The organism is uncultured Maribacter sp. (assembly GCF_947496775.1).
Classification (GTDB): Bacteria; Bacteroidota; Bacteroidia; order Flavobacteriales; family Flavobacteriaceae; genus Maribacter_B.
In genome coordinates, this window is sequence record NZ_CANMDU010000004.1 from 37171 (window position 1) to 50123 (window position 12953).

At 32.8% G+C, this 12953-nt stretch carries 14 protein-coding genes and 1 riboswitch; of the genes, 4 read left to right on the forward strand and 10 right to left on the reverse strand.

The window, feature by feature from the left end; genetic code table 11:
• Positions 1-32 precede the first annotated feature (32 nt).
• Positions 33-126: riboswitch (TPP riboswitch) on the reverse strand.
• A gap of 207 nt (positions 127-333) precedes the next feature.
• The 6 genes from Q0856_RS08290 to Q0856_RS08315 all read right to left on the reverse strand — a co-directional run bounded on the left by Q0856_RS08290 (position 334) and on the right by Q0856_RS08315 (position 4408).
• A complete protein-coding gene (locus tag Q0856_RS08290) occupies positions 334-519 on the reverse strand; it encodes a hypothetical protein (RefSeq protein WP_298504092.1) in 186 nt (61 codons plus the stop codon).
• 253 nt (positions 520-772) lie between these two features.
• A complete protein-coding gene (locus Q0856_RS08295) occupies positions 773-2311 on the reverse strand; it encodes a DUF4301 family protein (protein WP_298504095.1) in 1539 nt (512 codons plus the stop codon).
• Positions 2308-2871, reverse strand: a complete 564-nt coding sequence (locus Q0856_RS08300) for an ATP-binding protein (protein ID WP_298504097.1) — start codon at positions 2869-2871, stop codon at positions 2308-2310. Before Q0856_RS08300 ends, Q0856_RS08295 begins: the two co-directional genes overlap by 4 nt.
• Complete coding sequence (pnuC, locus tag Q0856_RS08305; protein ID WP_298477257.1) at positions 2832-3467, reverse strand: nicotinamide riboside transporter PnuC; 636 nt, start codon at positions 3465-3467, stop codon at positions 2832-2834. The genes Q0856_RS08300 and pnuC overlap by 40 nt, the downstream gene beginning before the upstream one ends.
• Positions 3451-3711: a hypothetical protein gene (locus tag Q0856_RS08310; protein WP_298477254.1), complete on the reverse strand. Its 261-nt coding sequence runs from the start codon at positions 3709-3711 to the stop codon at positions 3451-3453. Before Q0856_RS08310 ends, pnuC begins: the two co-directional genes overlap by 17 nt.
• A gap of 64 nt (positions 3712-3775) precedes the next feature.
• On the reverse strand, positions 3776-4408 hold the full coding sequence (locus Q0856_RS08315; RefSeq protein WP_298504100.1) for a 4'-phosphopantetheinyl transferase superfamily protein: 633 nt from the start codon (positions 4406-4408) through the stop codon (positions 3776-3778).
• Between the two features lie 84 nt (positions 4409-4492).
• Between Q0856_RS08315 and ahcY the strand changes: the two genes are divergently transcribed.
• Complete coding sequence (gene ahcY, locus Q0856_RS08320) at positions 4493-5809, forward strand: adenosylhomocysteinase (RefSeq protein ID WP_298479074.1); 1317 nt, start codon at positions 4493-4495, stop codon at positions 5807-5809.
• Positions 5810-6060: 251 nt separating this feature from the next.
• On the opposite strand, the gene rpmA is transcribed toward ahcY, so the two are convergent.
• The 4 genes from rpmA to Q0856_RS08340 form a co-directional block, all read right to left on the reverse strand.
• On the reverse strand, positions 6061-6321 hold the full coding sequence (rpmA, locus tag Q0856_RS08325) for a 50S ribosomal protein L27 (protein ID WP_298479072.1): 261 nt from the start codon (positions 6319-6321) through the stop codon (positions 6061-6063).
• Positions 6322-6363: 42 nt separating this feature from the next.
• Positions 6364-7020, reverse strand: coding sequence for a 50S ribosomal protein L21 (gene rplU, locus Q0856_RS08330; RefSeq protein WP_298504103.1), 657 nt, complete (start codon positions 7018-7020; stop codon positions 6364-6366).
• A gap of 334 nt (positions 7021-7354) precedes the next feature.
• Positions 7355-7768: a DUF2807 domain-containing protein gene (locus Q0856_RS08335; RefSeq protein WP_366139603.1), complete on the reverse strand. Its 414-nt coding sequence runs from the start codon at positions 7766-7768 to the stop codon at positions 7355-7357.
• Complete coding sequence (locus Q0856_RS08340) at positions 7749-8627, reverse strand: DMT family transporter (protein WP_298504106.1); 879 nt, start codon at positions 8625-8627, stop codon at positions 7749-7751. Before Q0856_RS08340 ends, Q0856_RS08335 begins: the two co-directional genes overlap by 20 nt.
• Positions 8628-8792: 165 nt before the next feature.
• On the opposite strand from Q0856_RS08340, the gene Q0856_RS08345 reads away from it, so the two are divergent.
• The 3 genes from Q0856_RS08345 to Q0856_RS08355 all read left to right on the forward strand — a co-directional run bounded on the left by Q0856_RS08345 (position 8793) and on the right by Q0856_RS08355 (position 12916).
• Positions 8793-9167 carry a hypothetical protein gene (locus Q0856_RS08345; protein WP_298504109.1) on the forward strand — a complete coding sequence of 125 codons (375 nt, stop codon included), beginning with the start codon at positions 8793-8795 and terminating at the stop codon, positions 9165-9167.
• A 114-nt stretch (positions 9168-9281) separates the two neighbouring features.
• Complete coding sequence (locus Q0856_RS08350) at positions 9282-11615, forward strand: TonB-dependent receptor (protein ID WP_298504112.1); 2334 nt, start codon at positions 9282-9284, stop codon at positions 11613-11615.
• 50 nt (positions 11616-11665) lie between these two features.
• Positions 11666-12916, forward strand: a complete 1251-nt coding sequence (locus Q0856_RS08355; protein ID WP_298504114.1) for a PepSY domain-containing protein — start codon at positions 11666-11668, stop codon at positions 12914-12916.
• Positions 12917-12953 lie beyond the last annotated feature (37 nt).

A 12953-nucleotide genomic window follows, 5' to 3' on the forward strand; every position in this document is an offset into this window, starting at 1 on the left:
TTAGTACTATATGTACTTTTTGGATAAATCCAAAGTAATTGTCAACGTATCCCTTGGCAGCATTATCTGCCCAGGTTCATTGGGTATAATCTCAGCCTACTATTGCAAGCACCCCTTTGAGATTCGGCAAATGTAATACTGCATTTTAATTTATCATAGAAAAAAGAAAAAAATAACTTTTTAAACAAAAAGCATAAAAAAAGAGCTGCCGAAGCAGCCCTTAACAACCAACCAAAAAATAAATATAATCTCTTAACTAACTCAATTTTTCAGAAATACTTATTTGTTCGTTTAGCCAAAAAAGGTGGGGGAACTACCTAAATTGTAACCTTATTAATTGGTTGCATCCTTATAGTCAATGGTTAGTGTTTCTATAAAGGGTTGTTCTACATTATTATCATTTTCAATTTTTGCAAAATCTTTTTCTATTTGCCTAGAATTATTAAGTTCTATACTAGCTATGATCCATACGGATATTGTTAATACACCTAACACAACGGATTTAACAAACTCTTTCATTACTTATTGGATTGTTCTTTATAAGAATCCTCATCTCTTTCCCAATAAATTGCGGCTATCACACAAAGGGAGGTAATAAATGTTACTGTTCCGACTATCGCAAATACTGTGGTTATCATTTTAGATTCGTTTAAAAAAGGTTTAAAACATTTTGCTCTACATATTATAAGACACAACCTTTTTTAAAAAGTCACTTTTTAAGCAAAAAAAAAAGCTACATATGCAGCTTTTTCTTTTTTAAATTTAAATTAATTCATACTTGATGAGATGGTTTAAGCAAATCATTTACCGTCTTTACAGGATTAAAAGTTAACAAAGGAACCTCTACAAATATAGTATTCCAATAGGCCATAGCTCCATTCCATAATCCTGGTAATTCTAATGCTTTTAATTCTCTTCCTTCTTTTGTTTTTTCCGTAATGAAGCCTTGCTTAGAGTCTACATAATTTAATAAGTTATACTTTTCTCCTTTATAGTTTTTTACCCCACAAACCAAATCTACAGGATTAAAATGTGTAGCATTCTTTAAAATGGAAGCTTGCTCCTCATTTTTCATATCTATTTGAGCAGATTCTACGATTTGTAAAGAAGTTCTTCCAGAAGTATCTCTAATCCAAAAAGGACCACCACCAGGCTCTCCTTCATTTTTTACCATACCACATACTCGGATTGGTCTATTAATTTTATCTTTTAAAACCCTTATTTTTTCATCAATTGTATAGGAATTAAAAGCATCTATGAATCTTACATTTAATCGTTCTTCTAAGAACTTCCTTATTTTTAAAATCTCTTCATCATTAGGCGAGCTGCTTTCCAAAACTTCGGCATATTTAAAAGCTTTCTGTTGTACTTGCAAAAGAACCCCTGTTAGTATTTTTTTACTATTGGCTAGTTCTTCTACATTTTTAGGCACTACAACATTATCTATATTTTTTACAAAAATAACATCTGCCTGCTGTTCGTTAAGATTTTCAATCAAAGCACCATGCCCTCCTGGCCTAAATAATAAAGAACCATCGGAATTTCTAAATGGTTTGTTATCCATGTCTACAGCCAAAGTATCTGTTGCAGATTTTTGATAGGAGTAATCTATAACGTAACTTATCTTTGTAGCGGTTGTAACACGATCTTTTATAGATTCGTACTCCGACAAAAACATTTCTTTATGTTGTTCCGAAATTGTAAAATGCAATTTAGCATTACCATTTGTTTGCGCATACATGGCGCTCTCTTTTAAATGTTCCTCAAAAGGAGTCGCTGCAAAATCTGCGTAGTCATGAAAAGGAAGAAGTCCTTTTGGAAAAAAACCATAATTAAATCCTTCTTCTGAAAGTAATTGTTGCACAAAAAGATACAGTTCTTCATTTTCATCGTTTGCCTTAGCCTTAATTGCATGTTTTACCTTTTCATAGAACGGAAATTTAGTAAGGCCATTTGCAAATACAAGCATATCTTTATCACCTGTTCTCTTAGCATAATCCTGAAAAGTTTCCTTTTTAAAGTTATAGGCATCTAAAAAATTGAACAACACTTTAAACATTCTAGAAGCTGCACCCGAAGCAGGAACAAATTTTAATATAGCCAATTCTTTAGGAAAAGAATTATAGTATTTAATGAGTAAACTTTCATCTTTTTCAGAAAATTTATATATTCCATCTCCTACTACGGCAGCTTTTTCTAAATTTACAAATGGTATTCCTTCTTCAAAAGTTTCAATCTGATCTCTAACTTTCTCTTTTGAAATCCCCTTTTTTTCTAATTGAATTGCATCACTATCAGTTAGTTGCATCATTTTTTTAATAATTTATCAATATGTTCTACTGCCTTAGAAAGACGCTCTTTTTTATTCCCCTTTAAAGTAATAAAATTTCGGTTATATTTTTCGAGAGTTTCTTTAAAATATAAAAACATTTTCTCCCGCTCATTTGGCTTATCTCTAAGGTCATCTTTTTCCCAAGGAATATCTATATAGGTTAAAAAATAAATTGCGTAACTATTTTCGAGAGCATATTTATCCAAAATAGGATCGCAATACCCTAAATAATATGCCTCCGAATACACCTTTGTTTCTAACAAATCTGTATCACATATTAAAACTTTAGATGCCTTTTTCGCTAACTTATTTTCTAATTTCATTTGCCCCTCTGCTATGGGTAGCAAATCTGAAGGTTCACATGTTTTGCGTTCTTCGTTCCATTTATGCTGTAAATATTCGCGAGCGTATTCAGGAACCCAAACCGTATTATAATGCCTTGCCAACTGTTCCGACAAAGTTGTTTTACCAGTAGATTCTGGTCCAAATAAGACTATTTTTACAACTCCTGAAGGTTCTTGTTTAAACTTTTCTTCCATACTATATAACCCTGAATTGCCAAAATTGTAAATATTAAATACTGTAAAGCGAACATTCCCCAGCCTCTATAAGCATATAATGGGACTGTTATAATATCTGCAAAAATCCATAAAACCCAGTTTTCTATTTTTTTATTCGCCATATACCACATTGCAGTAAAAAATACGCCTGAGGTAAAAATATCAATATAATTAGAGCTCTCAATAGTTGCTCCAAAACCTTTATAGACTGCGTAAGTAACAAGCATGGTTAAAACAAACATACCTAAACCTATACTCTTTTCTTTATTCGTAGTTCTCGAAATTTTAACTACTTTTTCTTTACCATCTTTAATTCGCAACCAATTCCACCAACCATAAATACTCATTACAGAAAAGTAAAAATTCATCATCATGTCTCCAAAGAGTCCGTCTAAAAAGAATATATACGTAGTTAATATGGTGGCTACCAAACCTGTAGGGTATACCATAATATCCTCTTTTTTAGCATATATTACACTGGCTATTCCAAAAAAGAAAGCTGCTGCTTCTAAAATAATTAAGGATAAGGCCCTATCCTGATATGGACCTATAAAAAAATCAAAAATGTGGTTCATATTCGCTTCGGTCCGATTTTACTACTTTCATAAACAATAAACCTTTATCCATCATTCCAAAAGCCTCTTTTATATCCACAAACAATACTTTCATAACCGCATCATAAGGCCCATATATTTGAGTACTCAATGGGTTTTCTAGAACTGTAAGACTAGAACCTCTCAATTTTTTTATGAAATTAATTATATGTAATTCGTAATCTTCCTGTAAAGGAGAAAATGTTAATTCAACAGATATATTCATAATTTTTTTATCCAATAAAAATACCCTTTCTTTATGAATAACTTTTAATGTCCGGGTATAAGTATTATTTTTTCAACGCATACACACAGGTAAACTCCTCAAACTCAATAAATGTGATATCATATTTTGTTCGGATTCCAGAATAAACAATTTCACCAGTTGTAATTCCGTCCATTAAATCAAAATTATTTATAATTATATGATTGATAAAACTTAACCCTTCTTGCTCATATATTTTATATAAAGATTCCTTACAACCCCATACTACAGTAAGTTTACGAATTAAAGCTTCTGTATTCGCAATGGTTTTATATTCTTCAATAGGTGTAAATTTATATGCTATTCTTAAAATTTTTTCTCTTTGTTTTTCTATATCTATTCCTACCTCTGTATCCTTACTTACAATAATTCCAGTAAAATGATTAGAATGCGTTATAGAAATTTTGTTGCCGTCTTTTAAATGGGGCTTTCCCATCTTATCATAATACATATCCGTATCTAAATAACCCGCCTTAGCCATTAAGTGCCTTATACTCAAGAAACCTTTTCTATGCATCTCCGATTTCATCCCTTTAAGTCTATTGGTACTTTTGTCTGTAAGCACGATGTTACTAGATAGTTCATCTTCAGACTCCTGAATCTTCCAAACATAAACTACGGTTGATGAATTTACTTCTAATGTCTTATAAAGAGGCATCCTTTTATTTAAGTTATTTGTACATTTGCGTTTGATAAACGGCATATTATATGCCTAGTAACGAAAGTAAAAAATAAAAAGAATATGAGCACCACAACTACTTCTTATGTGCCTTATAAGGTAAAAGATATCTCTTTAGCAGATTGGGGAAGAAAAGAAATTGAATTAGCCGAAGCGGAAATGCCAGGTCTAATGGCACTAAGAGAAGAGTACAAAGGACAACAGCCGCTTAAAGGAGCAAGAATTGCAGGTTGTTTACATATGACTATACAAACGGCAGTACTTATTGAAACACTTGTATCTTTAGGTGCCGATGTTACTTGGAGTTCTTGTAATATATTCTCTACGCAAGATCAGGCAGCGGCAGCAATTGCAGCAGCTGGTATTCCTGTTTATGCATGGAAAGGAATGAGTGAAGAGGAATTTGAATGGTGTATTGAACAAACATTATTCTTTGGTGAAGATAAAAAACCTTTAAATCTTATTCTAGATGATGGTGGCGATTTAACTAATATGGTTTTAGATAAATACCCAGAGTTAGCGGAAGGAATTAATGGACTAAGTGAAGAAACCACTACTGGTGTTCACCGTTTATATGAAAGGATGAAAAATGGCACTTTACCTATGCCGGCTATTAACATTAACGATTCTGTAACCAAATCGAAGTTCGACAATAAATATGGTTGTCGCGAAAGTGCTGTAGACGCTATAAGACGTGCTACGGACCTTATGCTTGCTGGCAAGCGTGTGGTTGTTTGTGGTTATGGCGATGTTGGTAAAGGTTCAGCCGCTTCTTTTAAAGGCGCTGGTGCTATTGTAACTGTAACTGAGATTGACCCTATCTGCGCTTTGCAAGCTGCAATGGATGGTTTTGAAGTAAAGCGATTAGAATCTGTTATTGGTAACGCTGATATTATTATAACTACTACAGGGAATAAAGATATTGTACAAGGAAGGCATTTTGAAGCCATGAAAGACAAAACAGTAGTTTGTAACATTGGCCATTTTGATAACGAAATTGACATGGCTTGGTTAAATGAAAATCATGGAAGTTCTAAGGTAGAAATTAAACCTCAAGTAGATAAGTATACTATTGACGGTAAAGATATAATTCTTCTAGCAGAAGGACGCTTAGTAAATTTAGGCTGCGCAACTGGGCACCCTAGCTTTGTAATGAGTAACTCTTTTACCAACCAAACTTTAGCACAATTAGAACTTTGGACCAATAGAGATGCTTATGAAAATAAAGTTTATATGCTTCCAAAACATTTAGATGAAAAGGTAGCAAAATTACACTTAGCCAAGATAGGTGTAGAACTTACAGAATTAAGAGAAGATCAGGCAGAATATATTGGCGTAACAGTAAAGGGTCCTTTTAAACCAGAATATTACAGATATTAGGCTCTTATTATCCCAAAACAAAGCCCTTACCAAATTGGTAAGGGCTTTTTCATTGCCAATATATTTCCTATAACAATATTAGAAATATAAACTAATCTAGGTTAAGCAATCATAGAATTAGCTTGGGGAAGCTATCTATGCATTTAACTACGTACATTACATACCAGATAGATTATTAAAAGAGAAAAAAAAGCAAAAAAAAATCCTCTTTCATAATAGATGAAAGAGGATTTTTAATTTTTATTAGCCTATTAAGCTTCAAAAGGCTCAATGGAAACATATGATTTTCCACCTGCTTTTTTCTGGAACTTTACAACACCATCTACACGTGCGTGTAATGTGTGGTCTTTTCCAAGGTAAACATTTTCACCTGGATTATGCTTTGTTCCTCTTTGTCTTACGATAATGTTTCCGGCAATTGCTGCTTGCCCACCAAAAATCTTAACACCTAAACGTTTCGATTCTGATTCTCTACCGTTTTTAGAACTACCTACACCTTTTTTATGTGCCATTTTGTTACGGTTTTATTTTGTTATACAAAAGCAGTTTAGCAATTAAGCTTTACCACCGTCTAATTCGTCTTGCCATTTTTTTAACTCGTCCCATTTGCCTTCAGCTGCCAATTTAGCTTGAGCTGGCCAAGTTTCTGTTACGTGATTACCACGAACACCTGCTATAATTTCAGATATTTTTTCCGATTTCGTTTTTGCTAATTCAGCAAAAGATGAAATACCTGCAGCAATTAACGTTTCTGCAATTTTTGGTCCAATACCTTCAATCTTTTTTAAGTCATCTGCTTTTGCTGCTGCTTTCTTTGGAGCCGCCTTTTTAGCTTCTGCTTTTGGAGCTGCTTCTTTTTTAGGAGCTGCCTCTTTTTTAGGAGCGGCTTTCTTAGAACCAGAAGATACAATACTCTCAATTACGATTTCCGTTAAAGACTGGCGATGACCATTCTTTTTCTTGTAACCTTTACGTCTTTTCTTATGAAAAACGATTACTTTGTCACTTCTTAAGTGCTTAATGACTTTAGCCTCAACAGCGGCTCCGTCTATAGCTGGGGCGCCAATAGTTACATTCTTACCGTCATCTAAAAGAAGTACATTGTCAAAAGTTACCTTTTTTCCTTCTTCCGTCTGTAAACGGTGAACATACACTTTTTGATCTTTCGCAACTTTAAATTGCTGCCCTGCCATCTCTACAATTGCGTACATAGCGTGTATTAATTTATTATTAAAACCTATTTATTTTTTAAATAGGCGGCTGCAAATATACAGTTAATTCGGTAATTTACAAGGGATTTCAACAGAATTTGAGGTCATTTTGCACTAATATTTCTAAAATAATTGCACTCTTTTTAACTACACCTTTAACAAATTATCAAAAATAAAACACCAAAAACAATGTAAAGTACTTATAATCAGTTATTTAAATTGAGTGTAAATAAAAAACAGCCCTAAAGAAGCACCCTTTTAATCCTTATGTATATTTAGACTATTATCCTATTTTTCTTATATCGGCCTCCCCAATAACGCTACCTTTATTTACTTAAACATCACCCATGTAATTAATAGTAGTTTCTCCATAACCAGTAACTTTTAAACAATCCGAAAGATTTACTCTAAAATTACTTTCTCCATAAGCTGTAATTTTTGTGCTAATATTCTCTAAAGTTACTGTATTAACCTCACTTTCCTCGTAAGCACTATAAACTTGTCTTTGCACCAAACCATCTTTTATCCCTAAATAACTCTCCCAATAAATATTTACTGAATGTAGATCTACAGTTAAAGAATTAAAATAAACTTTAGATTCTCCGTATATAACTAATTTTAAATCTTTTTGATTTATTGAGCTTTCGGTACGCACCACCTTCTCTCCCCAAATAGATAGCCCTCCTTTAAGAATGCTACACTTTTGGAGTATTTTTAAAATATGCGACCTATTCTTTCTTCTTTTTATTCACCAACCAAACACCAAAAAGGATGATTAACCCCCCAATTATTTGATACAAATTAATCTTCTCCCCATCTAAAACTCCCCAAAATATAGCCACAAGAGGAATGGTATACGTAACCGAAGCAGCAAAAACTGGGCTAGAAATATGAATTAATTTATTAAAGAGAATATTAGCCATTGCAGTACCTAAAAATGCTAAAATAAGCGTATATCCAAGCGCCTTTTGAATTTGAGGCTCGTGAAAATTTATAGTAAAAATACCCGCATAACTCACCATTGCAATTGCTGGCAAAACAACCACACCAAAACTTGCTGTAGTAACCGCCAAAGGAGACAAATGTGCTAAATGCTTTTTTATAATATTTATATTAAAGGCATAACCCAAAGCCGAAAGAATTACAAAAATAGAATAGGCGTAATTTTGCTCTGGACTAAATTCCATACCCACAACAATTAAAGCTATTGTTCCGAGCAAACCTATAATAACACCTACAATTTGTCTTTTAGTAATAGCCAACCCAAAAAGCCAAATACCCACTAAAGTAGTACCTAATGGAGCAATTGAGTTTAGTATAGAAGTAATACCACTATCTATTTCTGTCTGGGCAATTGCAAAAAAGAAAGGCGGAAAAAAAGAACTTAAAAAACCTGCTATGGTGACCCATTTCCAATCTTTAACACTTAAACTTTTTAAAGTCTTTATACCAAATGAAAATAAAAATAACGACGCAAAAATAATTCGTAAGCCTCCCAATTGCATGGAACTAAACCCAACTAATCCCTTTTTTATCAGGATAAATGAAGACCCCCAAATAAAGGAAAGCAAAATAAGATAAAGCCACTTCTTTCTAGAATTACTCAAACAAATTAATTTTATACAAATGTGGTTCATTATTTTTAAACCAACCATATGTTAAATATCATTTTTTATTTTTTATCTGTTATTTCCTCATTTTTAGGTTCGTATTTAATGGTAATCATCATGCATATTAGTGCAAACTAATTTATCTTCGCAAAAAAATTTAGTTTGAAAAGCTATACTGCATACTTTTTTGTACTACTGTATCTATTAGCCATGGCAAGACCAATTATGCCCGTTATAGAATACATTGTGAATAAAGATTACATAGCTAAAGTTCTTTGCATTAACAAAGAAAAAACAGAGCTTAATTGCGAAGGAAAATGTTATTTAATGCAACAATTAAAAGCGCAGGAGGAAAATAAAAAACCTAACCTTCCAAAAGTATCCTTAGAAGAATACCCTATAGGTTTTGTTTATTTAACAACTTTAGAACACCATTTTGAAAAGAGTTCTTTTACTAAGGTCCAAATAAAATACATTAAAAATTACCATTTTCTATTTAATAAAAATGCATTAAGGCCCCCTATTTTTTTAAGCTAATTTTCTTGCTCACCGAGCATCTTACTTTTATATTCAAAATTTTACATTTTTATTACTAAAAAAATTTTAAGCAAAAGCAAAAGAGCTTTTATTTAATCTATAACATTATTATAAATGAAAAAAATTAGCATTCTGTTGTTTGCGTTAGCAATCAGCACAATTACATTTGCCCAGAATACTTATAAAGGAAAAGTATTGGGTGAAAACAACGAAGCTCTTCATGGAGCTACAATAATTTCTAGTACAAAAGGAGGAACATCAACAAACAAAAAAGGCCTTTTTTCCATTACTCTAAACAATACACCAAAGGTAACCGTTAGTTATATTGGCTATAAAAATGCCTCTGTCACCCTTAATTCTGAATCTAACATAATTAAATTACAGATTTCCGAAGAATCGTTAGAAGAGGTTGTTATATCCGCCAGCAGAGAACAACAAAAAAGAAAAGAGGTACCTGCTGCTATATCTGTTATTAGCGCAAAAACTATTAAAGAGACAAAAGCTTTTGGTATTGAACAAATTGTTAACCAAGTTCCTGGTGTTTTTATGGCAACGTCAAAGGCATCGAGTAATGAGGTTCACTTTATGTCTGTACGTTCTCCTATATCTACTAAATCTTTATTTTTGTATGTAGAAGATGGCTTACCTATAAGACCAACGGCCGTTTTTAACCACAATGCGCTTTTAGAAATGAACAATACTTCTTTTGAAAGAGTTGAGGTTTTAAAAGGTCCGGCTTCTAGCATATATGGGAGTGAGTCCATTGGAGGTAGTTTTAATTTTATTACAAAAACTCCAAAACCAGGTTTACATGGTAGCGTGGCTTTCCAAGCGAACGACATGGGACTTAAAAAATATGAAACCGAAATATCTAACCACAATAACAAAAATTTTGGTTTTTATCTAGGAACTCATTATATCCATAGAGAAGATGGCCCTATTAAACATAGTGATTATGAAAAATTTGCTCTTACTTTTAAAACTATAAACGATTTTTCTAAAAGTCTTAAATGGACCAATGCGATAACACTTGTGGATTTTAGAACAGATATGACGGGCTCTTTAACAGAATCTGACTATCTAGGCGGAAATTATGAAAGCGATCAAACTTTTACAGAAAGAGTTGCCCTAGCTTTTAGATACAGAAGTACTTTAGATAAATATTGGAATGACAATAACAAAACCTCATTCAATTTTATCTATAGAGATAATAGAATGGACCAAATACCGTCTTATAGAGTACGTCAATTTAGAAATAATGGCCAGCTAACTGGCTCGGCTTCTGGGGAGACAAACTCTAACCAATTTGTAAGTTATGTGGGATTAATACAGCATAAGCTAAATTTTGATTTTCTTAACTCCTCTCTTATTGTTGGAGCCTCGGTAGACCTATCTCCTCAGGATTACGTTGCCGAAGAGATTAGTATTACTGTAGATACAACTACTGGACAAAATTTAAGTTACTCCAAAAATTCTGGAGACTTTATCCTAAACTATAAAGCCGACATTCTAAATTATGCTGGGTATTTACAATATGAGATTTCACCTATTGAAGCTATAAAAATTACTGGAGCATTACGTTATGATAAGTTTATTTATGATTACGACAACCGTATAGAAGGCCAAGCTGGTGCTCAAGATTCTAAATCTGAATACCATAATTTATCCCCTAAACTAGGAGCTAATTTTAACTTTTCTAATAACGTAGGTATTTATCTGAATTATTCTAATGGGTTTACTCCACCACAAACTTCAACCTTGTACAGAAATAGCCTTGTGGATATCGGGGGAGAAATTTTTGATTTAAAACCTAGTGACTATAATAACTACGAAATTGGAGGTTACTTTATAAATGATACATGGAAGCTAGATGCCGCTCTATATCTACTAAATGGGAAAAACACATTAATTACCCTTAGAGACCCGAACGATTTATTTTATAATGCGAATGCAGGAAAAACAAGGTCTATGGGTATAGAATATGGTATCACATTTAAACCCACAAAAGAAGTATCATTAATACACAATGGTAGCTACGCCAATCATAAATATGTTAGCTTTTTTGAACAAGGGGTAGATTATTCAGATACTCCTATGGAAACTGCTCCTAAACTATTAGGTATTTCTAAAGTCATTTATAAACCTTCCTTTATTAAAAACTTTGCTATTTCAGCTGAACATGAACTTGTTGGAAAATACAACACTAGTTTTGAAAATCAAGTAGATAACGGAGACGGCACCTTTAGCACAGCCACTTATGACGGCCATAATATTATAAATTTAAAAGCAACCTATAACTACAAAAGCTTCGAAATTTGGGTTCATGCATTAAATATTTTTGATGACTTGTACTCCGTAAGAGCTTCCTATAATAGATTTAGAGATGCTAATCGTTACATCATTGGAAACCCAAGAGCTTTCCATGGAGGCATAAAATACTCTTTTTAATTTGTAAAAGGGATGCTAAGTTTTAGCATCCCTTTTTTTAAATACCACAAATGAAAAAAAACGAATTATTAAATAAATGGCTATGGAAGTGGCACGTAATAGCTGGATTAATTTCAGCTCCTTTCGTTATTCTATTAGCGATTACTGGTTTTCTTTATTTGCTAAAAACGGATTATGAAACACCTAAACAAAAACATATTACAGAAGTTGCAATAAAAGGAACTCCTATAACCTTTCAACAGCAGCTAGAAATTGCTAATAAAAATGCAGTTAAAAAGCCTAACGCTATGATCCTTCCCAAACATAAAAATGAGGCTACAGAATTTGTCTCTGGAAGATTTGGCGGAAAAACTTCACTCTATATTGACCCTTATAAGAAAGGGGTATCTGGAGAAATTCTCCCAAAAACAACTTTAATGTTTAAGATTAGAAAATTACATGGAGAACTACTATTGGGCAAATGGGGAACAAAAATCGTAGAACTAATTGCAAGTTGGATGGTAGTTCTTATAATAACTGGACTCTACGTTTGGTGGCCATCCAGAGGATGGGATATAAAAGGTTTTTTTATCCCTAGAATTAACCAAGGGAAACAAATTCTCTTTAGAGATTTACATGTAATTTTTAGCTTCTGGATTTCTGGACTTTTACTCCTTACATTAGCAGGTGGTTTTCCCTGGACAGATGTATTTGGCTCCAATTTTAAATGGGTTCAAAAAACAACTAATACTGGATATCCTAGCTCCTGGGAAGGGAGAGGTTTTAAATCTACCGTCAACGGAAAACCCATTTCTTTAGACGATATGGTAGTTAAAGCTAAAGAACTGAGTTTAGACGGAAAAATTTCTATAGGACTTCCTCGAGGAAAAGAAGGAGTATATAGCATCTCTAACGAATTATTTTCCAACTTAAGTGCGCAAAAAAAATTACATTTTGATCAATATAGTGGAGAGTTAATCCACCAAAACACTTGGAAAGATGTAGGCGTTCTAATGCGAGGAAGAATGTGGGTTATGGCATTTCATCAAGGCCAATTTGGAGCCTGGAATTGGTGGTTAATGTTATTCACTGCATTCGCTTTATGCGCGGCTAGTATCTCCGCAATTATTTCTTATGTAAAACGTAAAAGAAAAGGCAGCTGGAGTATTCCTAAAGTACCTAAAACATTTAATGTAGGATACAGTATCATTGGAGTATTACTCCTTTTATCTATTCTTTTCCCCTTATTTGGTGTTAGTGTAATTATAATTATTACTATAGAGTTTTTAAAGCAAAGAAAAAAAGCCACTAAAACATTGTAAAACATAACTAAAAAAAACCTCATACAAAAGAATAGAA

Bases quoted from the DNA above. Each gene is read 5' to 3' on its own strand.
- Q0856_RS08315 (WP_298504100.1), bottom strand. From the start codon at position 4,408: ATGCCTCTTTATAAGACATTAGAAGTAAATTCATCAACCGTAGTTTAT.
- Q0856_RS08355 (WP_298504114.1), top strand. From the start codon at position 11,666: ATGAAAAAAAACGAATTATTAAATAAATGGCTATGGAAGTGGCACGTA.
- Q0856_RS08295 (WP_298504095.1), bottom strand. From the start codon at position 2,311: ATGATGCAACTAACTGATAGTGATGCAATTCAATTAGAAAAAAAGGGG.
- rplU (WP_298504103.1), bottom strand. From the start codon at position 7,020: ATGTACGCAATTGTAGAGATGGCAGGGCAGCAATTTAAAGTTGCGAAA.
- pnuC (WP_298477257.1), bottom strand. From the start codon at position 3,467: ATGAACCACATTTTTGATTTTTTTATAGGTCCATATCAGGATAGGGCC.
- Q0856_RS08310 (WP_298477254.1), bottom strand. From the start codon at position 3,711: ATGAATATATCTGTTGAATTAACATTTTCTCCTTTACAGGAAGATTAC.
- rpmA (WP_298479072.1), bottom strand. From the start codon at position 6,321: ATGGCACATAAAAAAGGTGTAGGTAGTTCTAAAAACGGTAGAGAATCA.
- Q0856_RS08300 (WP_298504097.1), bottom strand. From the start codon at position 2,871: ATGGAAGAAAAGTTTAAACAAGAACCTTCAGGAGTTGTAAAAATAGTC.
- ahcY (WP_298479074.1), top strand. From the start codon at position 4,493: ATGAGCACCACAACTACTTCTTATGTGCCTTATAAGGTAAAAGATATC.
- Q0856_RS08290 (WP_298504092.1), bottom strand. From the start codon at position 519: ATGAAAGAGTTTGTTAAATCCGTTGTGTTAGGTGTATTAACAATATCC.
- Q0856_RS08350 (WP_298504112.1), top strand. From the start codon at position 9,282: ATGAAAAAAATTAGCATTCTGTTGTTTGCGTTAGCAATCAGCACAATT.